Source organism: Chryseobacterium contaminans (genome assembly GCF_001684955.1).
GTDB classification, from domain to species: Bacteria; Bacteroidota; Bacteroidia; order Flavobacteriales; family Weeksellaceae; genus Chryseobacterium; species Chryseobacterium contaminans.
In genome coordinates this window covers 1-21,779 of record NZ_MAYF01000298.1, presented here as the reverse complement: position 1 = coordinate 21,779, position 21,779 = coordinate 1, and the positions used below count along the sequence as shown (strand labels likewise).

19 protein-coding genes, 1 tRNA gene and 1 pseudogene are annotated in these 21,779 nt (G+C 35.6%); 15 read left to right on the top strand and 6 right to left on the bottom strand.

Features of this window, described 5'->3' with window-relative positions:
- Positions 1-213: 213 nt before the first annotated feature.
- Entirely contained in the window at positions 214-1,101 is an 888-nt protein-coding gene (locus BBH99_RS13895) for a cbb3-type cytochrome c oxidase N-terminal domain-containing protein (protein ID WP_066696789.1), read from the bottom strand.
- Positions 1,102-1,119: 18 nt separating this feature from the next.
- Positions 1,120-3,399, bottom strand: a complete 2,280-nt coding sequence (ccoN, locus tag BBH99_RS13890; RefSeq protein ID WP_066696811.1) for a cytochrome-c oxidase, cbb3-type subunit I — start codon at positions 3,397-3,399, stop codon at positions 1,120-1,122.
- A 181-nt stretch (positions 3,400-3,580) separates the two neighbouring features.
- On the opposite strand from ccoN, the gene BBH99_RS13885 reads away from it, so the two are divergent.
- The 8 genes from BBH99_RS13885 (at position 3,581) to BBH99_RS13850 (ending at position 12,659) form a co-directional block, all read left to right on the top strand.
- Positions 3,581-3,880 carry a helix-turn-helix domain-containing protein gene (locus tag BBH99_RS13885; RefSeq protein WP_228390817.1) on the top strand — a complete coding sequence of 100 codons (300 nt, stop codon included), beginning with the start codon at positions 3,581-3,583 and terminating at the stop codon, positions 3,878-3,880.
- A 274-nt stretch (positions 3,881-4,154) separates the two neighbouring features.
- Positions 4,155-7,148 (top strand): sensor histidine kinase, encoded by a 2,994-nt coding sequence (locus tag BBH99_RS13880; RefSeq protein ID WP_066696787.1) that lies wholly within the window; start codon positions 4,155-4,157, stop codon positions 7,146-7,148.
- Positions 7,120-7,734 carry a response regulator transcription factor gene (locus BBH99_RS13875; RefSeq protein WP_066696784.1) on the top strand — a complete coding sequence of 205 codons (615 nt, stop codon included), beginning with the start codon at positions 7,120-7,122 and terminating at the stop codon, positions 7,732-7,734. The genes BBH99_RS13880 and BBH99_RS13875 overlap by 29 nt, the downstream gene beginning before the upstream one ends.
- A gap of 180 nt (positions 7,735-7,914) precedes the next feature.
- Positions 7,915-8,793 (top strand): hypothetical protein, encoded by an 879-nt coding sequence (locus BBH99_RS13870; protein ID WP_066696781.1) that lies wholly within the window; start codon positions 7,915-7,917, stop codon positions 8,791-8,793.
- A gap of 294 nt (positions 8,794-9,087) precedes the next feature.
- Positions 9,088-10,506 (top strand): amino acid permease, encoded by a 1,419-nt coding sequence (locus BBH99_RS13865; RefSeq protein WP_066696777.1) that lies wholly within the window; start codon positions 9,088-9,090, stop codon positions 10,504-10,506.
- Between the two features lie 83 nt (positions 10,507-10,589).
- On the top strand, positions 10,590-11,549 hold the full coding sequence (locus BBH99_RS13860; protein WP_083188830.1) for a gliding motility protein GldB-related protein: 960 nt from the start codon (positions 10,590-10,592) through the stop codon (positions 11,547-11,549).
- Between the two features lie 160 nt (positions 11,550-11,709).
- Positions 11,710-12,342, top strand: coding sequence for an HdeD family acid-resistance protein (locus tag BBH99_RS13855; protein WP_066696771.1), 633 nt, complete (start codon positions 11,710-11,712; stop codon positions 12,340-12,342).
- 119 nt (positions 12,343-12,461) lie between these two features.
- Positions 12,462-12,659, top strand: coding sequence for a hypothetical protein (locus tag BBH99_RS13850; protein ID WP_066696756.1), 198 nt, complete (start codon positions 12,462-12,464; stop codon positions 12,657-12,659).
- A gap of 89 nt (positions 12,660-12,748) precedes the next feature.
- Here BBH99_RS13850 and BBH99_RS13845 read toward each other — a convergent pair.
- Positions 12,749-12,819 (bottom strand) — tRNA-Gln (locus BBH99_RS13845).
- A 100-nt stretch (positions 12,820-12,919) separates the two neighbouring features.
- Here BBH99_RS13845 and BBH99_RS13840 point away from each other — a divergent pair.
- The 5 genes from BBH99_RS13840 (at position 12,920) to BBH99_RS13820 (ending at position 16,593) form a co-directional block, all read left to right on the top strand.
- On the top strand, positions 12,920-13,948 hold the full coding sequence (locus BBH99_RS13840; RefSeq protein WP_066696754.1) for an AMP-binding protein: 1,029 nt from the start codon (positions 12,920-12,922) through the stop codon (positions 13,946-13,948).
- Positions 13,949-13,987: 39 nt separating this feature from the next.
- Entirely contained in the window at positions 13,988-14,380 is a 393-nt protein-coding gene (gene arfB, locus BBH99_RS13835) for an alternative ribosome rescue aminoacyl-tRNA hydrolase ArfB (RefSeq protein ID WP_066696752.1), read from the top strand.
- 47 nt (positions 14,381-14,427) lie between these two features.
- The gene (locus tag BBH99_RS13830; RefSeq protein WP_123873189.1) at positions 14,428-15,066 is read left to right on the top strand and encodes a porin family protein; all 639 of its coding nucleotides are present in this window, start codon (positions 14,428-14,430) and stop codon (positions 15,064-15,066) included.
- 296 nt (positions 15,067-15,362) lie between these two features.
- On the top strand, positions 15,363-15,743 hold the full coding sequence (locus tag BBH99_RS13825) for a GreA/GreB family elongation factor (protein WP_066696747.1): 381 nt from the start codon (positions 15,363-15,365) through the stop codon (positions 15,741-15,743).
- Between the two features lie 445 nt (positions 15,744-16,188).
- On the top strand, positions 16,189-16,593 hold the full coding sequence (locus BBH99_RS13820; protein ID WP_066696744.1) for a helix-turn-helix transcriptional regulator: 405 nt from the start codon (positions 16,189-16,191) through the stop codon (positions 16,591-16,593).
- Positions 16,594-17,033: 440 nt separating this feature from the next.
- Here the strand turns inward: BBH99_RS13820 and BBH99_RS13815 are convergent, their stop codons facing one another.
- Entirely contained in the window at positions 17,034-17,330 is a 297-nt protein-coding gene (locus BBH99_RS13815) for an MGMT family protein (protein WP_066696741.1), read from the bottom strand.
- An 88-nt stretch (positions 17,331-17,418) separates the two neighbouring features.
- Here BBH99_RS13815 and BBH99_RS22490 point away from each other — a divergent pair, with 88 nt between their 5' ends.
- Positions 17,419-17,565 carry a hypothetical protein gene (locus BBH99_RS22490; protein WP_165601947.1) on the top strand — a complete coding sequence of 49 codons (147 nt, stop codon included), beginning with the start codon at positions 17,419-17,421 and terminating at the stop codon, positions 17,563-17,565.
- A 250-nt stretch (positions 17,566-17,815) separates the two neighbouring features.
- Here BBH99_RS22490 and BBH99_RS13805 read toward each other — a convergent pair whose 3' ends face one another.
- Together BBH99_RS13805 and htpG are read right to left on the bottom strand one after the other, a co-directional pair.
- Positions 17,816-18,790 (bottom strand): deoxyhypusine synthase family protein, encoded by a 975-nt coding sequence (locus tag BBH99_RS13805; protein ID WP_066696735.1) that lies wholly within the window; start codon positions 18,788-18,790, stop codon positions 17,816-17,818.
- 250 nt (positions 18,791-19,040) lie between these two features.
- Positions 19,041-20,933 carry a molecular chaperone HtpG gene (gene htpG / locus BBH99_RS13800; RefSeq protein ID WP_066696727.1) on the bottom strand — a complete coding sequence of 631 codons (1,893 nt, stop codon included), beginning with the start codon at positions 20,931-20,933 and terminating at the stop codon, positions 19,041-19,043.
- Between the two features lie 163 nt (positions 20,934-21,096).
- Here htpG and BBH99_RS13795 point away from each other — a divergent pair.
- A pseudogene (locus tag BBH99_RS13795) lies at positions 21,097-21,779 on the top strand (S9 family peptidase); the annotation flags it as partial.

The window sequence follows — 21,779 nt, the reverse complement described above, 5'->3', positions numbered from 1 at the left end:
AAATCCTGCCTTGGCTGCCCTATTATGGAATTTTTAGTTGTGTAGTTGTCAAGTGAATAGTTGAGTAAGACGAGCCAAGGTGCGGATTTTGTTTTTTAAAAGCCCCCTTTAAATCATTTTTTAATGTTGAAAAGGTTAGTTAGCAAAAATGAAAATTCAAATGTTAGTGTAGTAAAGGGGGCTTGGCATGGTTTGTATTAATCAGATAATAATCTAGTTGTTTCCGTTTTCCCATTTCACCTCTTCTCCCTGTGGTGCGGCACCACCCTGAGCTTGGGTAATAGGAGCCGTTTCCTGGTTGATATGATAAATATAGGCTGCAATTTTTTCTGCATCTCTTCCGGTGATGGTTCCTTCCTTAATGAAAGGTCTCATCGTAGGATTGTTTGGAGAACCGTTTTCAAGCATCCAGAAAACATTTTTAAATAAGCTTTTTTCTTTGATGTTGATCCAGTGTGTATCGGTAAGGTTAGGACCAATACCACCTTTTCCTCCGTCTCCATGGCAGGTTACACAATTGGTTTTAAATAATTCCTGTCCTTCTGCAATATTGTCTGCACTGTATTTTGCTGATTCCAGATTGATCTGTGGAGCACTTTTTTCATACTCTGCAATGGAAGCCAGCATCAGTTTAGATTCTTTTGTGTATTCTGCTTCCGGATGGGCATAATCTGTAAAAGAAAAGGCTGTCAGATACACGGCGCAGAAGATACATCCGAACCAGAACAGACCGATCCACCATTTTGGAAGAGAATTGTCTAGCTCTGTAATTCCATCGAAACCGTGGTCGATCAGGATGTCTTTTTCTTCCGTAGCAGACTGTTTTTTGAAAGCAGAGTTCCAAAGTTTCTGATAGTAAGGAATTTTCTTTTCTTCCAGATACTGTTTTTTTTCTTCTTCAGAAAGTCTGCTGAAACTTTCGTTTTCAATCATGTCTCCGATGGAGTTCATAATCATCAGCAGGATAATCGCAATCAATATCAGTGCCCAGAAAAATGGGGCGGAGAAATATCCTGAATCACTGGCGAACATTTCGAAGGCCATGATTGTTAAGCCTATCGTTGCTGCGATATATATTGAAATTGGGGTTCTCGTTTTCATTACATCAATTTTTAATGATTACTCTACACTTGCGGTTTGGATCTGTGTCGTTTTAATGTCGGTTCCTAATCTTTGCAGATACGCGATCATTGCTACGATTTCTCTTTGTTCAAGCGGTACATAAGAGGCTCCTTTTGCTGTTTTTTCTTTCACCATCTGATCTTTTACGTCAGTAGCTTCAGAATAAATTCTCTGTACAATCGCTTTTGACTGGTTGTCTGCCCATTGGTTGGCAGAATCAATCTGAGCTTTTGTGTAAGGAACATCAAATGAATTTTTCATTAACTTCATTTTATCCACCATCTGAGTACGGTCCAGTTTATTGGTAATTAACCAAGGAAAACGCGGCATAATAGAACCTGCAGAGGTAATTCTTGGGTTGTACATGTGTTTAAAGTGCCATGAATCCGGGTTTCTGCCTCCTTCTCTGTGAAGATCCGGTCCTGTTCTCTTAGAGCCCCAAAGGAATGGTCTGTCGTAGATGAATTCCCCGGCTTTCGAGTACTGGCCGTTCTTTCCTTCAAATCTTACTACTTCATCACGGAAAGGGCGGATCATCTGAGAGTGGCAGGAGTTACATCCTTCACGGATATATAAATCTCTTCCTTCCAGCTCCAATGGGGTGTATGGTTTCACTGCGGTAATCGTAGGAACACTTTGCTTCAGTGATAATGTTGGAACAATTTCCACAAGTCCACCAATCGCAATGGTAATGAAGGCCAGGATTGAAAGCAGGGTAGGAGTTCTTTCTAACCAAAGGTGTACGCCTTCACCTTCTTTTCTCGTTCCTCCGATATTGGCTAATGCAGGTGCTTCTGCAGGAACATTTTTCTGGAATGAACCGGCTTTGATGGTTTTGATCACATTGACTACCATTAAAATTGCTCCTGACAGGTATAAAACACCTCCTAAGAATCTCATTTTAAAGTAAGGAATGATCGCCGTTACTGTATCTAACCAGTTTTTCCACAATAGCGTTCCGTCCGGGTTGAACTGTTTCCACATTAATCCCTGGGTAAACCCTGAAATATACATGGGTACTGCGTAGAAAATAATTCCTAATGTTCCTAGCCAGAAATGCCAGTTAGCTAATTTTACAGACCAGAGTTTAGTTCTCCACATGATCGGAACCAAGTAGTATACCACTCCGAATGCCATGAAACCATTCCATCCAAGAGCTCCCAGGTGTACGTGACCGATAACCCAGTCCGTATAGTGTCCAATTTTATTTAAAGATTTGGTTGCCAATAAAGGTCCTTCGAAAGTGGCCATCCCATAACAGGTAACTGCTACCACGAAGAATTTAAGGATCGGGTTTTCTCTTACTTTATCCCAGGCTCCTCTTAAGGTAAGAAGACCATTCAGCATTCCTCCCCAGGATGGTGCAATCAGCATGATAGAGAAACCGGTTCCCACAGCCTGTGCCCATGCTGGTAAAGCTGTATATTGAAGGTGGTGAGGACCCGCCCAAAGGTATACAAAGATCAGCGACCAGAAGTGAATAATGGATAATTTGTATGAGAATACCGGTCGCTGAGCTGCTTTTGGCATAAAATAATACATAAGGCCTAATACAGGGGTTGTTAATACGAATGCTACCGCATTATGACCATACCACCATTGTACTAATGCATCTTTTACACCTGCATATACAGAATAAGATTTCCAGCTTGTGAAAGATAATGGAACTTCCAGGTTATTGAAGATGTGAAGCATTGCTACGGCAATCCATGTGGCCAGATAGAACCAGATCGCTACATATAAATGTCTCACTCTTCTTTTCGCAATAGTTCCGAACATATTGATCCCGAATACGATCCATGAGAAGGCAATTAAGATATCAATAGGCCATTCATGTTCAGCATATTCTTTAGAAGTGTTGATTCCCATTAAGAAGGTAATCACTACAGTAACGATCATAAACTGCCATGACCAGAAGTGAATCCATGAAAGGGTATCACTATACATTCTTGTTTTCAGTAATCTCTGCATGCTGTAGTAAGCACCGCAGAAGAAGGAGTTACAGACGAAAGCAAAAATAACGGCACTCGTGTGAAGCATTCTGATTCTTCCGAAGCCCATGGCTCCCTGAGTGTTAATTAATCCCTGAATATTGCCCGAAGCTAAACTTTTAATCGTTGTATCATCCGTACCGAATAAAAATTCTGGTAACTCAGGATAAAAAAGCATCAATGCGGCAGTAAGCCCAAGCAGAAATCCGACGAGTCCAAATGCGATTGTTGCATAGAGGAATGCCCTGACAATATTATTGTCATAATTAAATTTTTGCGTCTCCATAAATTCCAATAGTGTTTACCGAAGTGATATTTACCCTGAAAAAGGTGTTATTTTTTGCCGTTTTCTATGTTAAAAGTAAATATCATGTAACGTGTATAATGTTTTGCCAAAGGTATTTATTAACTTTGTTGAAGGCTAATAGCAAAACTTCTAAAATATACCGAAAACTACTAAAACAGCAATGATGAAAATATGTGGACAAAATATCAGGAAAATCCGTAGGAGCAAAGATCTTACGCAGGAGTATATGGCCTTCGAAATGGGGATTTCCCAAAAAGCATATTCCGATATTGAGAATTCCAAGGTGAAGATCAACCTGGAAATCCTGACTAAGATTTCCGATATTTTAGAAATCAAGCCGTCCGATATCTGCAGTATTTCTCATAAATGCGGAATGGATGATGATTATCAGGAGAAATACCAGGCCCTTCTGGAATATATGCAAAAGAATAATATTTCGGTTCCCAAGGAATTCCTTTAGTATACAAAATACAAACTTATACATAAAGCTAATGACCTCCTCAGTTTGATAGAGAAGGTCATTGTTTTTTAGTAAAATTGTGTTTCTAGTAATGAACCTGATTGTATAGGCCTTGATGAGGGAAAATGTGTTAGGTGCTTCAAATGTATTATAATAGATAAAATATTCATAAATAATTATGTAGAAAAAAATTCACATGTTTGTGGATAAATATTTACAATAATTATAATTTTCTATGATATATTTGTCATGAAAATAATGTAGCCTAATCGTAATGAAGCTTTTGTCCTTTATTGTATTGTTATCTTTTCTATATTGTAACGGACAAAGTTATACTATTCAATGGTTTACCATGGATAACGGGCTGCCTCAAAACAGCGTAAAAGATATTATAAAGGATAAATATGGCTTCATCTGGCTGTCTATGGAAGGCCGGGTTTTGCGATATGACGGCAGTAACTTTGTTCAGTACAAAAATTTTAAGCTTAATAATCTAAGTTTCGGTGATTTTTACGGCGATGTCCAAAAAGACAGTATCGCAGTTTTCAATAATTCCGAAAAAAATGTTCTTCTGATTTCTCAGAGAAGACCTCAGATAATTTCTCAGCGTAAAATTTTTAACCAGGATTTCCCGAAAGATAACAGAATATATAAGAGGTTTGTCAAAAATAATGTCACAGCCAGATATGTTTCTTATATAGATTCCTACTTTGTTCAATTGAAAACAGGGACTTATTATTTTGAGAACAACAGCATTATCTATGCAGATCAGAAGAGTAAGCAACGGATAAAAATTGATGATAGATTTTCTCGGAACAGGTTAAAACGGCTTTTTGTTCATGGGGAAGCTGTTTTTGTTGCCGATGCTGACCGTAAAAAGATTCTTCAATTGTATCAGGGAAAATATTCTTATGTGGAGGCTCCTTCCATATATACTGATCCGGAAACAAAAATATACTGGCAGCAGAGTACCGACCAGGTATTTATGATTAATCATGGTAAAATATATAGCAGCCAATTTTTAAACGGAAAGCTTACCCTTACCTATGTGCTGGAATACAATGATATTGATAAAGAACTTTCTGGTGCGATGTTTTATGATGAGGATACCAGGAAACTCTATATAGGAAGCTCTATTAATGGGCTTAAAATCCTGAGTTTATCAGATTTTTCAGTATCTAAAAAGAATTTACCTTACCAGGATGAGGTTTGCTATGCTGCTCTTCCTTATGGGGGCAATTCTGTTTTGAGCCAGGAAGGTATCAGGTATTATCGTAACAGGTCAGAAAGGCTATATAAGGCTCCTCAGTCATATGACAAGCGGTATATTTTCCAGGATGATTCTGGTAATCTTGTGTACAGGGAAAATAACTCAATTCATATAAGGTATAAAAATACAGGATTTACAAAGTATGATTCTATCACTTTTGAGAAAAAAGAAATTACGGGTCTATATAAAAATGGAGGTATGTATATGGTATCTGTTTCTGATAGAAATAAATTTTATCTCTATATATTTGACCGCGATAATTTTAACAGAGTGGTGAAGTTTATTCCCAGTGAAGGTCACATAGATTCGGTTCTAAGATATCATAAGGATATTCTTTATTTGGGAGGCAGTAACGGAATAAGTGTTATCTCCCTTTCAAAGAATAAAATTATAGAACGCATCGGGGAGAATCTTCCGGTAAAACAGATCATAAGAACCGGGGATGGAAATATTTGGCTGACTACTTATAACCAGGGGATATTTTTACTGAAAGACCATAAAGTGATCAGAATTCCTGTGGATAAAAATGATTTTTTGGCTAATGCTCATTATATTTTGGAAGATGCCCACTCGAATTTATGGATTTCGTCTAATAACGGATTATTTAAAATTAATAAAACCCAACTTTTGGAATCTTTGAAAAGACCTGGAGAGCCTGTTCCTTATTACCGATACACCAAAGAACATGGTTTTTTGAATAATGAATTCAATGGAAGCGCAGATCCCTGTGCCAATATTTTAGATAACGTGCAGTTTGTATTTCCTTCCATGGAGGGTTTTGTTTTCTTTAATCCCCAGGAGGTCCGTACTTATTTTCCTAAAAGTCAGGATATCTATCTTGAAAGAGCAAAGGTCAACGGTAAAATGCTTGATCTGAAAGGTCATCTTTTTCTGGAAGGTGGATATAAGAATGCAGAAGTCTATATCGATATTCCTTACTATGCCGATCCTGAAAATATTTATCTGCAGGCAAAACTCATTGGAGGAGACGAAAGCCAGTGGATCAATATTAAAAATGATAAAACTTTCAGATTAGCTAATATAGAACCGGGTAAATACAATCTGATGATAAGGTTTTTATCTTCAGAAAACGGGAAATTTGTTTACAGAAGTTTACCCATAGAAGTAGAAGCCTATTTTTATCAGACCTTTACATTTAAAGTTCTGGTCGCCGGATTTATTATTTTAATTCTGATTATTACTATACAGCTCCGAACCAATTTTTTAAGGTTAAAAAACAAGGTCTTAAAAAACACCCTTGTTCATAAAGATAAAGAACTTCAGGAAACCAATAATAAACTGAAAAGCGAATCCGACTATCAAAAAAAACTCATAGAAAGCATCAGTCATGATATTACAACTCCTGTTAAGTTTATTGCCCTTCTTTCGCAGGAGCTTACCCAGTCTGAAGATATTAAAACTCAGAAAAAATATTTTGACAGTATTTATAAAACCTCAGAGCAGCTTTACAAATTTACATTAAGCCTAAAGAAATATACAGAACTGTACAAACAGGAAAATGCTACAGATGATGAATATCTGATCTATGATGTAATCGAAACTAAAAGACTGCTGTTTCAGGAAATTGCTGCGCAGAAAAATACATTCATCTATAATTTTTGTGATCATCATCTTACAATAAGGCTCAATAAGAATATCCTTTTGGCTGTTTTTCATAATATCATAGACAATGCAGTGAAAAATACTTCAGACGGAGAAATTGTTATCAGCACTTATTCTTCAGACCAAGGTATAGAAATTTGCATTGCTGATACAGGAAGTGGAATGTCTGCTGAACAGAGAACTTATTACACGGAACTTTTTCAGAAAAAAGGAAATGAACATTTGATTTTTAAAAATTACGGATTGGGGCTGCATATGGTCATCCAACTGGTGCTGAAAATCAATGGTAAAATGACTTTCCATGAAAATAAACCCAAAGGAACAATCATTAAAATCCATATAGAATATGACCAAGAGAATATTAATTGCAGATGATCATCATGTGGTAAGAATCGGTACCGCTTTGATTCTGGAAAAGAATTTTGATGACTTTGAAATTGATGTTGCAGCTACCTATGATGAGGTGAAAGAGAAAGTGAGGGATGAAAAATTTGATCTTATTATATTGGATATTGAACTTCCCGGAAGTACTTTCAAATCAATGGTTAAAGAAATAAAAAAAAATAATAAGGATATTCTGATCTTGATTTTTACTTCCTATAAAGAAAGTTTTGCCTTACAGTATATTCAGGAAGGAGCGAATGGATTTTTAAATAAGCTGAGCGATGCTGAAACTTTTGTAAAAACAGTAGAAGGTATTTTTAAAGATGGTTATTATTATACCCCTGAAGTACTGAATGAAATGATGATGCAGATGCAAAAGAAAAGCCCAACAGAAATTCTGTCCGAAAGAGAATTGCAGGTATTTGATCTTCTGGCCAAAGGAAACGGAAACCTTGAAATTGCCAATGCCCTTGATATTCAGGAATCAACAGTAGGAACTTATAAAAGACGGGTTTACCAAAAATTAAAAATAACCAATCTGGTTGAGTTGTTGGAAATTTACAAAGGAATTCATTAACAGATCATATTTACTATGTCATAATATTCGTACAGTTTTGTGGAAAAATGCGTACAGAACCCGTAGGCAGAATCTTTATTTTTTACAGTAAGTTAGTGTTATGAAAATCCTGATCACCATACGATTGGGATTATATATACATGTTTATATTCCCTTAGATTCTAAATACATTTTTTGATTATGAGAAGAAATTTATCTTTCATTGTTCTATGTGCTGGCCTGATTGGTTTGAAGATGAATGCCCAAGTAGGGGTCAATACTCCCAATCCTACCAGTAGCCTGACCGTTAATGGATCATTTGCTGCAACCTATAAAACAGTTTCTGCAAGTGGAATCATAGGGCCGAATGATTATTATACCGCATATAATTCCGCGAATGACGGAACCTTGACGTTGCCTGCAGCTATAAATGGGGCCGGTAATTTCGCCGGAAGAACCTACCATTTTAAAAATACAGGTACCGGAAACCTTATTATTGCAGCTAATGGAACAGAGCTGATTGACACCCAAACCGGGGCAGGAGTTCCTAATATTACCATTCCGGCAGGGTATTATGCTTTTTTGGTAAGCAAAGGTACTGTAACAGGAACAACATGGGAGTTGGTATTGTTTTCAAGTTCTAACAGCATGCCACCGGTTTCACAAACCTATCTTTTCTCTTCAGCCCAGCAGAATGCCGTTAAACAGAATTGTACTGCCACAACCGGAGGTGCATGGGTAAAAACGGAAATCAAATATCCTCAGGGAATGTCCATCAATACAGCAAACGGAGTTGATCTTTTAACAGGACGGTTTACCGCTCCTACAGAAGGTTATTATATGGTTTATGGCTCCGCTCAGTTTGATAACTCAGAGGTTGTGGGGCAACCAGCCTTTGCATGGTGTGTGCTATATCTTGTAAAGAATTTTACCACAACTCCGAATAATCAGCTTGTACAGAACTACCATACCAATCCGGGAATTTTTGCATCAGGAATCGTTTCTGCAGTTGTTCATCTGAATGCAGGAGAAACAGTAAGTATGGCATCAGCAGCACAACTGAATAATTTAGGGGCCTAGTATCAGGTAACAGCAGCTTCTATCTATGGTTATAAAATAGCTAATTAGGAGTGTTTTTTATAGAATAATGACCTTAACTTACCGGTTAAGGTCATTATTTTATAAAGACTTTTGAAAATTTTGCATTCCATTTTCAGAACAACTCCTGTATGCTGTTTTATACAGATAAAAAAACACAGGGAAATTTTAGGGATTATAAAAATAGAAAAATTCGGCTGATTTACCAGTTTACCCCATGGAATGTGAATTTCTCTGAAAAGTTTTTATATATTTAGCGACCGAATAATTCATTCAATGAGCAACGAAAAAAATACAGGACAAAACGAGACTTTAGTTAGAGGATTAACAAATCGACATATACAATTAATTGCCCTTGGAGGTGCCATAGGAACAGGATTATTTCTGGGAATCGGGCCGGCAGCAGTATTGGCAGGCCCCTCAGTAATTTTAGGATATGCCTTAGCTGGAATTATAGCCTTCTTCATTATGCGTCAGCTAGGTGAAATGGTGGTTCAGGAGCCGGTATCGGGAAGTTTTAGTCACTTTGCCTATAAATATTGGGGAAATTTCCCAGGTTTTGCCTCAGGCTGGAATTACTGGATTCTTTATATTCTTGTAAGTATGGCTGAGCTTACGGCTATTGGCCATTATATCCATTTCTGGTGGCCGGAAATACCACTCTGGGTATCCAGTTTATTCTTTTTCGTAGTCATCACGGCACTTAATCTTGCTTCTGTAAAAGTCTATGGTGAAACCGAATTCTGGTTCTCCATCATCAAAGTAATAGCTATTATTGCAATGATTGTTTTCGGAGTTTATCTGTTGATAAGTGGAACAGGAGGAGAAAAAGCAACTGTGACCAACTTATGGAATGATGGCGGTTTCTTTCCGAAAGGATTGTTCAATAAAACGGAAACCGGATTCTCCGGATTATTTGCAGCAATGGCCATGATTATGTTCTCTTTCGGAGGATTGGAACTGATTGGGATTACGGCTGCTGAAGCTAAAAACCCTGAGAAAACAATTCCACAGGCAACTAACCAGGTCATTTACAGAATTTTGATTTTCTATGTAGGAGCTTTGGTGATCCTGTTCTCATTAAGCCCATGGAGAGAAATTACGGAAGGCTCAAGCCCGTTTGTAATGGTGTTTGAAAATTTAAATGGATTGGAATTCAGCCTTTTTGGTAAAGTAATACAGTTCAATGTATTGATTGCGAATGTGCTTAATCTTATTGTACTGACTGCTGCTTTGTCTGTATATAACAGTAGTGTTTACAGTAACAGCCGTATGCTTTTTGGATTGGCCCAACAGGGGAATGCCCCTAAATTTCTGAAGAAGTTGAACAAAAACTCTGTTCCTATCAACGCCATTCTTGTTTCTTCATGTTTTGCAGGAATCTGTATTATCATTAATAAGTTAGTACCGGAAAAAGCATTTCAGTATCTGATGGCACTGGTAGTATCAACATTGATTATCAACTGGCTGATGATCTGCTACACGCATTTGAAATTTAAGAAAACCATCACTAAAGAAGGTGTTCAATCGAAATTTCCATCTATATTTTATCCGGTTTCCAACTATATCTGTATTGTGTTTTTAGTGCTTATTTTAGGATTGATGAGCATTACAGGAATGGAAATTCAGGTAATTCTGATTCCGATCTGGATAGGATTTTTATTCGCCATGTATAAATTATATAAACCGAATTAAAGGTTATTAAATACAATAAACAATATGGTTTTTGGAAACTTTTTAGTGTACAGAAACCATATTTTATTTTAAAAGTATTCTGGATGAAACGTTTATTTTCGCTATTGCTGGTGTGCTTGTTTTCAGCTCTGTCTGTTGCCCAGAAGACTGATTTTAATAAGTATATTGAAACTTCCGATATTAAAAAATTTTGGACGGCTTATGATGAGGTTCGGAAGATTAATGATCTGGCAGAAAAGATATCCACATTTCAAAAGCTGTATGTTGACAAAGCAACTCCTGGACTAAGAGATTTTATTCAGTCAAGAAACTTTACGTCCGGGCAATGGATTGAATCCTTTGAGTCAAAACCGAAATTCTGGAATTCCATTAGAAGTAAAACAGAGGACATTCAAAAAGATTTTAAAAATATAGAAAGTCTTTACCAAAATTTCAGTCAATTATACGCTGGTTTTTCTCCACCAAAGATCTATTTCACGATAGGGAATCTTAAGGGTGGCGGAACAGTCATTAATGGAAATCTTATCATTGGGTCTGAGTTAGCAGCTTCTGATAAAACTGTAGATTATTCAGAACTATCCAAAAATTATCAGGACAGGATGAAGATCAACTCAGGAGTGATTTTTCTTACCGCTCATGAACTGGTTCATACCCAACAAAATTTAAAAGGAACTACAACAAACTTATTGGGGCTTTGTTTAAAAGAAGGTTCTGCTGATTTTATTGCTGAACTGCTAACCGGAAAAAAAGTGGAAGCACCTTATATTGAATATGGAATGCAGCATCAAAACTCTTTATGGAATAATTTTCAAAAAGAAATGAATGATGAAGACTTTCAGAATTGGCTGTCCAACACTGCCACCATAAAAGACAGACCGGCAGACCTTGGATATTTCATAGGATATATTATTACCAAAAGATTCTATGAAAGATCAAAAGACAAAAAATCTGCCGTCAAAACCATTATGAATCTGGATTTCAGCAATACAGCAGAAACAGAAAGCTTTTTAGACAAGTCAGGATATAAAAATGATATAAAGTAAAGGTAAGAATAGCATGATGATGGCCTGATCTGTTATTTTTTTTGTAAATTGGTAATAAGGTATTATTCAAATTTAGGTGAAAATTAACATCTGATGTTGAAATTCCGGCGGACAAGCCGAACACCGCATCACAAAGTAGGCATACTTAAAAAACACTCCTATGGCTAATCTATTTCAAACACTTACCAACACAGTTAAACATTGGTATATTCCATTGATTTTTGGAATTTTATTTCTGATCTGCGGCTTTTATGTATTCAGTGTGCCACTGGCAACATATGTAACACTTTCCATATTTTTTAGTGTTTCATTTCTATTTTCGGGGATCACAGAGATCTTTTTTTCCATACAAAACAGTAAATCCCTTCAGGGTTGGGGATGGTTCCTTGTAAGTGGACTTCTAACCACAGCTATTGGAGTTTATCTGATTGCTTATCCGCAGATTTCAATGTCTATTCTTCCATTTGTTGTAGGGTTTACTCTTTTATTCCGTTCCTTTCAGCTGCTGGGTTTTGCTTTTGATCTGAAAAGTATGAAGATAATGAGTTGGGGAAATGTAGCTTTAGCAAGTGTAGGAGGAATTATTTTTTCTTTATTGCTGATATTTAACCCAATATTTACAGGGATTTCTTTGGTAACCTTAACGGGGGTTTCCTTTATTTTTATGGGAATAGCTTCTATTATGCTGGCTTTAGATCTTAGAAAAGTGAAAAAGATTCCTGGAAAAGTAAGTCAGGAGCTTAGAGATAAGATAAAATCCATACAGGATGAAATTGATGATTTGAAAAAGTAATCAACTGGGTATATAGTAAAAAAAGATCTCCTTTGGAGGTCTTTTTATTTGTTATGGTTTCCCGTATTTTTTTATTTGGGGCTTGATTTAGTTTTGTAGAAAATTAAAAGCTAGAAAACATGAAAAAATTAATAGCACTGCTTATATTAATTTCTACATCTGTTATTTATTCTTGTGGAGGAAGTGGAAGCGAATCGGGATATTGTAAGTATAATGGTCATACACTTTATACGGGTGAAAAAGGAGGATGTTATTATCTGTCTTCCGGAGGGAATAAAGAATATGTTGATAAAAGTTATTGTAGGGGATGTAATTAAAAAAGTTGTAATAAAAAACAGGTACATTAGTATCTGTTTTTTTATGAATCATTATAAAAACAAAAACCATCCTTAAAAAGGATGGTTTGTAGACCCACAGGGATTCGAACCCCAGATGACTGAACCAAAATCAGTAGTGTTACCGCTACACCATGGGTCTCTGTTTGTTTTAGTGGTGCAAATTTACAGCTTTTTTCTATACTTACAAGAACTTTTTGAATTTTTTTTTAAATTTACTGTAGATTTTATTTACGGAAAATATGCTGATAGACTTCAATAATCTCAATATTAACCAATTATCTTTCGATTCTGAGTTTGAAAAAAAAGTAAGAAATTTTTTAGAAGAATGGTCTTCTGAAGGAGAAACGGTAAATGTACAGACTTCAGGTTCCACAGGAGTTCCTAAAATTTTCGGGATAGAAAAAAAGAAAATGATTAATTCCGCAGTAATGACCTGCAATTTTTTAGGCTTAAAAGAAGGGGATACAGCATTATTATGCCTGCCTGTAGAATATATTTCAGGTAAAATGATGATAGTACGTTCCATGGAAAGAAAACTCAGGTTAATCGTAAGCGAGCCATCATTACACCCTGTTGAAAATCTGGATCAGGAAGTAGATTTTTGTGCAATGACCCCGCTTCAGGTGGAAAACTCATTAGATAAACTACATTTAATCAAAAACCTGATTATTGGCGGAGCGGCAGTTTCTGAAAGTCTGAAAAATAAAATTCTTCAGATGAATCTGGACCGTTCAAACCATATTTTTGAAACCTACGGAATGTCTGAAACGCTATCTCACATTGGGTTAAAACAACTGATGCCTCATCCGGAAGAGTATTTTACCGTTTTTGAAAATGTTTCCATTTCTCTGGATGAAAGAGGCTGCCTGACCATTTTTGCACCTAATGTGAATGCCGAAGTATTGGTAACGAATGATTTAGTTGAAATTAAAAATAATAAACAATTTAAATTTCTAGGGCGAATAGATAATGTAATTAATTCAGGTGGAGCAAAAATTTTTCCGGAAGCATTAGAAAAATTAGTTAAAAAAGAAATTCCTAATGAAGCCATCTTTGTAGGACTGCCTGATGAAAGTTTGGGCCAAAAATTGATATTGATTATCGAAGGAAATCACTCTGATGAGGTGATTCAGAAAATTTCAGCAATTTCTTTTGAAAAGAATTTTCACAGGCCAAAAGAAATTATTTTTATAGATAAAATCCCAAGAACTCCTAATGGGAAGGTTAATAGACTGGACTTGTACAAATTGATAAGTGAAAATATTTAATTCCTGATTTCGGAATCTACATTCTAAAATTTAAAAACAATGAAAGACTTTTCAAAAGAACTCGGTTTCAAAACGTCCCGCAGTAGCGGAGCAGGAGGGCAGAATGTCAATAAAGTGGAGACTTCGGTAACTGTACTTTGGAAAGTGATGGCTTCTGAGCTTTTTAATGATGATGAAAAAGCATTGATTCAGGAAAAATTAAAAAACAGGATCAATGCAGATGGATTTTTATTTTTAACAGTGTCTGAAAGCAGAACCCAGCTGATGAATAAAAATAAAGCTATCGAAAAAATAACGGAGATTGTCAATAAAGCACTTATTATTCCTAAAAAGAGGACTGCTACAATGCCTTCCAGAGCTCAAAAACAAAAGCGATTGGATAGCAAAAAGAAGCTTTCTGATAAAAAAGAAAATAGAAGGTTTAAATTTTAGTGGCTACTTTCACGGAAAGCCCTATTTTTGCCGGAAATTTTTCAAAAATGATTAAAAAACTAATGCTACTGGGAGCTGTTTCGACTTCTTTATTTTCTTTTGCCCAAAAATTTTCATTTGTTCCTTCTGTAGGATATGCCTGGAGAGTTGCCGAAACCCCTTCAGGATTTTCAAAACAAGAAAAAGACTATATTAAAGGTTTAAAAAGCGGGCTTCATTTTGATATTTCTGCTTATTATCACATCAATAAGGTGGGTATCGGACTGAAATTTTCGAATTACAGCGCATCAAGCAATGGAATGATCACTGTAAATAATTCTCAAAGAGGTACCATTTCTGTGCCTATAAGTACAACAGATAATATTACTTTTATTGGGACTTCTATCATGTATTCCAATTATAGCGAACCAACAAAACATAAACTGTTTGTTGATGGATCATTAGGGATTATTTCCTACACAACAAAAACCGGTAATGTAAAAGGAACCGGATCCAGTATAGGACTGGATGCTGGTTTGGGGTATCAATATGCACTATCTGAACATATTTTTATAGGACCTAAACTAAGTATGACAGCGGGAACATTAACCAAAATGAAAATTAATGGAACAACAATGGAGCTGGGTGATGCAAAAGAAGGATTAACCAGAGTTTCTTTAAGTGGAGTTGCCACATTCCATTTTTAAGTTCTATCTTTGTTAGAATTAACAACAATATCATAATGACAGCAACCATCTTTTTATCAGCAGAGCGCAGGCAAGCAGGATTATTGCTGTCATTATTGTATTTACATACTGATTCTTTTCTGAAAAGTTCCAAGGACTTTATCAATTAGGCCCTGTCAGGATCCAAGGCAGGGAACTATTCCAGACTTTTTATTTATTATTTTTTTGCGGTTTTCTATAGAATTAGGCAGATCTGTGCCTGGATTCTACATTGGATCGTTCGGGAAATACTGCATTTTATCTTAAAAATTGAAAAAATGTCCGATCATATTACGGTAACCACAGGAATTTATGATGCTATAAAAGATACACTCAGAAGAAAAAAAGTAAGCATCGGAGAAGAGAAAAGATTAACTGAAGAACTGAGAAAAGCAAAGCAGGTATTGAGAAGAGATCTGCCCGAAGATGTTGTAACAGTGAACAGAAAAGTAACTTTAAAAGATCATACGCTGAATACTCAACATGAATATATTTTTGTGCCCTCTGCCAAAGAAAAGCTTAAAAAGAATAAACACTCCATTCTTTCCAATATTGCTCTTGCAGTAGTTGGTTACAAAGTAGGAGATATCATTGAGTGGCCTTTCAGAGAAGGGGAAAGAAAAATTGAAATTGTAAAAGTGGAAGCCTGGGAAGGATAAAACTTTGACATATAGGGTTGAATTTACGAAGAAAACGTAGTCTGTTTGGACTGCGTTTTCTGTTTGGAATAAGAGAGAGGTGAAGGTGGAAATCGACGCGTAACTTTTTCATGATGATTAAAATTAAATATGTACACATTGTGAGAGGATTGGAAAACCCTAATTACCCTGACTGAAAAGTCTGCGTAACCTGAGAGATATAAAATATCTTTAACTGTAAAGATTTTAATTCCTTAAGTTTTTGAAAATCTTATATTTTCTTCTGATTTGATCTTTTAGAAAATTTTATTTTAATCTTACTTAAGTGAGCTAAAGTGTTTTTAAATAAAGCTTTTGTTATTTTTATGGTTAATTTTCCCTCAATGGTGAAAATTTATCGGCATTTTTTCAAGTTTTCTATTGTATACATTGTGCTTTTTTGCCATTTTTGTATAAAATGTCGGTCATGCAAAAAGAAAAATTACGTCTTATCAGAAAGCAAAAAGGCTATACTCAGCAGCAGGTAGCTGATTACATCGCTACGGATGTATCTAACTATAGCAGAAAAGAAAGTGGTGATGTAAGAATTATTCAAGATGAATGGAACAAAATTGCCCGTTTCTTAGAAGTACCGGTTGAAGATATTTATGAAGATGATACAGCAGCAGTCGTTGTTAATTATGACCATCCTGTATTTAATGATAAATCTATTTCTGCAGGAGCAATCACTAACCAGACTAATTATGATAATATTCCTGGTGCTGTTATTGAAAACTTACAAGATTATATTACTTTATTAAAAGAAGAAAATGCAAGATTGAAAGAAGAATTGAAAGGTTCTCAAAGTCCTTCAACACGAGCAAAGAAATAACAATACAGTTTTAGACTGCGAAAATATTTGTATCACTCATATCACTATATGGGTGATATTTTTTTAGTATTGAAAGATTTCTTTATATAAAATTCCTGATGTATTTTTTCTTTAAACGTGAAAAGCACTAATAATTTCACCGATGCCACAAACATAATTCTCGCAGTAATTGTATCTGTGTAATCTGCAAAATCTGTGGGAGATTATTTTAACGCAAAGTTGATGATAAAAGGCTTATGCTTTTAGGAGGCTAAAAGTTCTGGCTCCGCCAATGATGAAACTTTATGGTTATACACTTCATAAGAATCAATTTCATTGATTCCATCTTTGCTTCCAGTAAATTATGCAGTATCAAAATAAAAACTATGCGTTTACAAAAACACTTATTTTTTTGCCACGAGGGCATGAATTTATTTTGATATGATTATTAAAAATCACTTTTATAATTCATTCATTGGATCCCAGAACAGTTTTTTAAAACCTTTTATTCTTAAGTTTTCCACAGTAACTCCTTCTGCTTCTAACTTCTTCTGGAACTCCGGGACAGATAAGGTTCCTGAACTGGAAATGACACGATGTGCAGGAACATCTTCAGGACAACCACCCATTGCTTTTCCTACATGACGGGAATGATTGGGATAACCTACTGCCTTAGCTATTGCTCCATAAGTAGAAACTCTTCCTTTGGGAATAAGTCTGGCTACTTCGTATACCTGCTGTTTGAAAATTTCGTCCATATCTAAAGTCTTAGGAAGAGAATATTGAGTTTTTGCATCATTTTTGAACTCTTACCGTTTCAATGATGTTTCATTAAAAGATAAAGATATGAAAAAATCATTTTTCCGTTTACTGAATGTAATTAATAAAAAGATTCTTCCGAAGCTGAGTAATAAGGATCCGAATAAACTGACAAAAATAGAAAAGGGAATTCTGGCGTATCGTTATTTTGTGCTGGTTAATTCTTTGGATTGATTTCTATTTTCCCACGGATAACACAGGTTTTCACAGATATAAATGATGCTTAAATATTTTGCTCGCAGATCTTGCTGATTACGCAGATTTGTTGGAAATCTTTGCGATTTCCAACCTTCCAGTCATATTTTCCACTCAAAATCTGCGTGATCAGCTAAATCTGCGAGAGATCTAAAAATATTAAAGTATAAATAAAAAAGCGCTCCCAAATGGAAGCGCTCATATTGTAATCTCGTAAAGAGTTTATTTCTTAAGCATTCTCAAGGATGTAAGAGAACATTAATGGTGCACAGATAGTTGCATCACTTTCAACGATAAACTTCGGTGTAGTGATATCTAATTTACCCCAAGTGATTTTTTCATTAGGAACTGCACCCGAATAAGAACCGTAAGATGTAGTAGAATCAGAAATCTGGCAGAAATAAGACCAGAAAGGAATGTCATGCATTTCCATATCCTGATATAACATTGGTACTACACAGATAGGGAAATCTCCTGCGATACCTCCACCAATCTGGAAGAATCCAACTCCTTTTCCTCCTGAGTTTTTAGTATACCAGTCTGCAAGGTAAGTCATATATTCGATCCCTGATTTCATTGTAGTAGCTTTAAGCTCTCCTTTGATACAGTAAGATGCGAAGATGTTCCCCATTGTAGAATCTTCCCATCCTGGAACTACGATTGGTAAGTTTGCTTCTGCAGCTGCAATCATCCAAGAGTTTTCTCTAGGAATCTCATAGTACTGCTCCAATACTCCTGAAAGAATCATTTTGTACATATATTCGTGTGGGAAATATCTTTCTCCCTTAGCTTCTGCATCTTTCCAGATTTCCACGATGTGCTTCTGTAATCTTCTGAAAGCTTCTTCTTCAGGAATACAAGTATCCGTAACTCTGTTTAGACCTCTTTCCAATAGATCCCATTCTTCTTGTGGTGTAAGATCTCTGTAGTGTGGAACTCTTTCATAGTGAGTGTGTGCTACAAGGTTCATTAAATCTTCTTCAAGGTTAGCTCCTGTACAAGAGATAAAATCTACTTTCCCCTGACGGATCATTTCTGCAAGAATTTTTCCTAATTCAGCAGTAGACATTGCTCCTGCCAAAGTAATCATCATTTTTCCACCATCTTTAAGATGTGCAACATATCCTTTAGAAGCATCCACCAATGCAGCTGCGTTGAAGTGCAGGTAATACTTTTCTATGAATTCAGTTATCGGTTTGCTCATTTTTATAATTTTTGCAAAGATAAAACTTAAAAACGGAATGCAGCCCAAGCACTTGAAGAAAGTCTCATAGAGGGATGTTTTTTTATCATTTGTTAAATGAGCCGATTGAGTTTTTCTGCTTTTTTGTTGGATAAATGCACTGGTATAAAGTATTTATCTACATTATGTTTATTAAAAAAATCTACGCCTTTACGTTTCCAACATTTAATGCAAAAAAAAGACTGCTTCATTTGAAACAGTCTTTAATAAATTATTTTTCAAGTTGCTTATAGCTTCTCTGTATAAAATCTGTAAGGTCTTTTCCTTTCAGTAGATTTTGAGATAACTTGGCCAGATCCAAAGCATATTTGATTAAGTTTTCTTTTTCCTCAGCATTCTCAGTTTTTAAGATCTGATTAGAAAGTTCACTGTTGGAGTTCACTACCAGATTGTACATTTCCGGGAAGCCACCCATTCCAAACATTCCGCCACCGCCGGTTGCCTGCATTTCTTTCATTCTTCTCATGAACTCAGGCTGGGTAATGGTAAATGGAGCATCATTGCTGTCCAGATCTTCAAGCTGAACGGTGAATTTAGAATCTTTGATTGCTTCTTCCACATTCTTTTTCAATGATTCCTTTTCAGTTTCATTCAGTTTTGAAATAACAGGCTCATCTTTTTTGATAAGACTGTTGATATGATCTGCATCTACTCTTGCGAATGAAATATTTTCCTTTGTAGTTTCCAGTTTCTGGATAACGTGTGAAATGATTGGAGAATCTAACAGCAATACTTCATATCCTTTATCTTTTGCAGATTGGATATAGCTGTGCTGCTCATCTGCATTAGTTGCATAAAGAACTACAAGCTTGTTATCCTTATCGGTTTGATTAGGTTTGATTTTGTCTACCAATTCGTTCCAAAGGAAGAATTTTCCGTCTGTTGTAGGGTATAAAGTGAATTTATCAGCTTTTTCAGCAAACTTTTCTTCTGTAACAATTCCGTATTCGATAACTACTTTAATATCATTCCATTTCTGTTCATAGTCCTCACGGTTTTCATTGATGAGAGAAGCCATTTTATCAGCTACTTTTTTAGTGATATAAGAAGAGATCTTCTTTACAGCACCATCTGCCTGAAGATAAGAACGGGAAACGTTCAACGGAATATCCGGAGAATCAATTACTCCTCTTAGAAGCATCAGGAAGTCTGGTACAATACCTTTTACTTCATCGGTCACGAATACCTGGTTTTGGTATAGCTGTATTTTATCCTTATCAATATTTAAGTTGTTGCTTAATTTCGGGAAGAATAGAACTCCTGTAAGGTTGAAAGGATAATCTACATTCAAGTGAATGTGGAATAGAGGTTCCTCAAACTGCATTGGATAAAGCTCGTGGTAGAACTTCATATAATCCTCGTTGGTAAGGTCACTTGGAGCAATTGTCCATGCCGGAGTAGGATTGTTGATGATGTTATCCACTTCCTCAGTTTCTGCAACAGCATCTTCCGGAGCATCTTCTGGTAAAGGAAGGGTATGTGTTTTTGTTCCGAATTTAATTGGAACAGGCATGAATTTGTTATATTTCAGTAGAAGTTCACGGATTTTTCCTTCTTCTAAAAACTCTACAGAATCTTCTGCAATGTGAAGAATGATTTCTGTTCCTCTGTCCGTTTTATCAGTAGTTTCTTCTAAAGTAAACTCCGGGCTTCCGTCGCAGATCCATCTTACAGCTGGTTCATCTTTATAAGATTTGGTAAGGATTTCTACTTTTTCAGCTACCATGAAAGCAGAGTAGAACCCAAGACCGAAATGTCCGATAATTCCTGAATCCTTTGCTGTGTCTTTATATTTCTCTAAGAACTCTTCAGCTCCGGAGAAAGCCACCTGGTTGATGTATTTTTCAACTTCTTCACCGGTCATACCAATACCTTGGTCTATAATACGCAGCGTTTTTTGTTCTTTATCAATTTTAACTTCAAGTTTCGGATTTCCGTATTCTACTTTTGCTTCACCAATACTTGTTAAATGTTTCAGTTTCAAAGTAGCATCCGTAGCATTGGAAATCAGCTCTCTTAAGAATATTTCGTGGTCGCTGTAAAGAAACTTTTTAATAAGTGGGAAAATATTTTCCACCGATACATTAATATTTCCTTTCGTCATAATATTTTAGATTTTTTTAATTTTTAAAATCTTTCTCAAAAAAAATACCATGAAGCGGAAAGTGACAGAATGACATTTTTTCAATGGTTATAAACGAAAAATCGTGAGGATTTGTCAAAGAAATATCATACTTTTAATCCTTTAAAAATTTTTAAAAATGAAGATGAAATGTACAGTTTTTCTTCTGCTCATGATGGTGTGTTGCCTGTATGGACAGAAGAAGCCTTTAGACCATTCTGTTTATGACAGCTGGCAAAATCTAGGCATGAGAAAAATCTCAAATGATGGAAAATGGATCGCCTATTCTGTAGATCCGCAGGAAGGAAATTCTAACCTTTTTTTATATTCCGTTAAAAATAAAACGTCAAAGACATTTGCGAGAGGAACCAAAGTAGATTTTACAAATGATTCCAGATTTGCTGTTTTCCAAATCCGTCCGCAGTATAAAGATATAAAAGCGGTAAAAGATAAAAAGCTTAAAAAAAATAAATTAACAAAAGACAGCCTTGCCATTGTTGATGTTTTAAATGATAAAACGGAGAAAATCCCCAATGTAAAAACATTTAAAATCCCTGAAAAAGCTGGCTCTTATGTTGCCTATCTTCTGGAAGATACAAAAGATAAATCTTCGGATAAGGAAGACGGTGATGAAAATAAAGAGGAAGATAAAAATGTAAAGCCTTTACAATTGGTTGTACGAAATCTTCTGGATGGAAAAAGCACAACGTATGATAATGTAATCCGTTACGAGTTCAGTAAAAATGGGAAACAACTTGCTTTTGTAACCAAGAAACCGGACGAAAAAAAGGATAAAAAAGAAGGAAAAGATTCAGAAGATGAAAAATC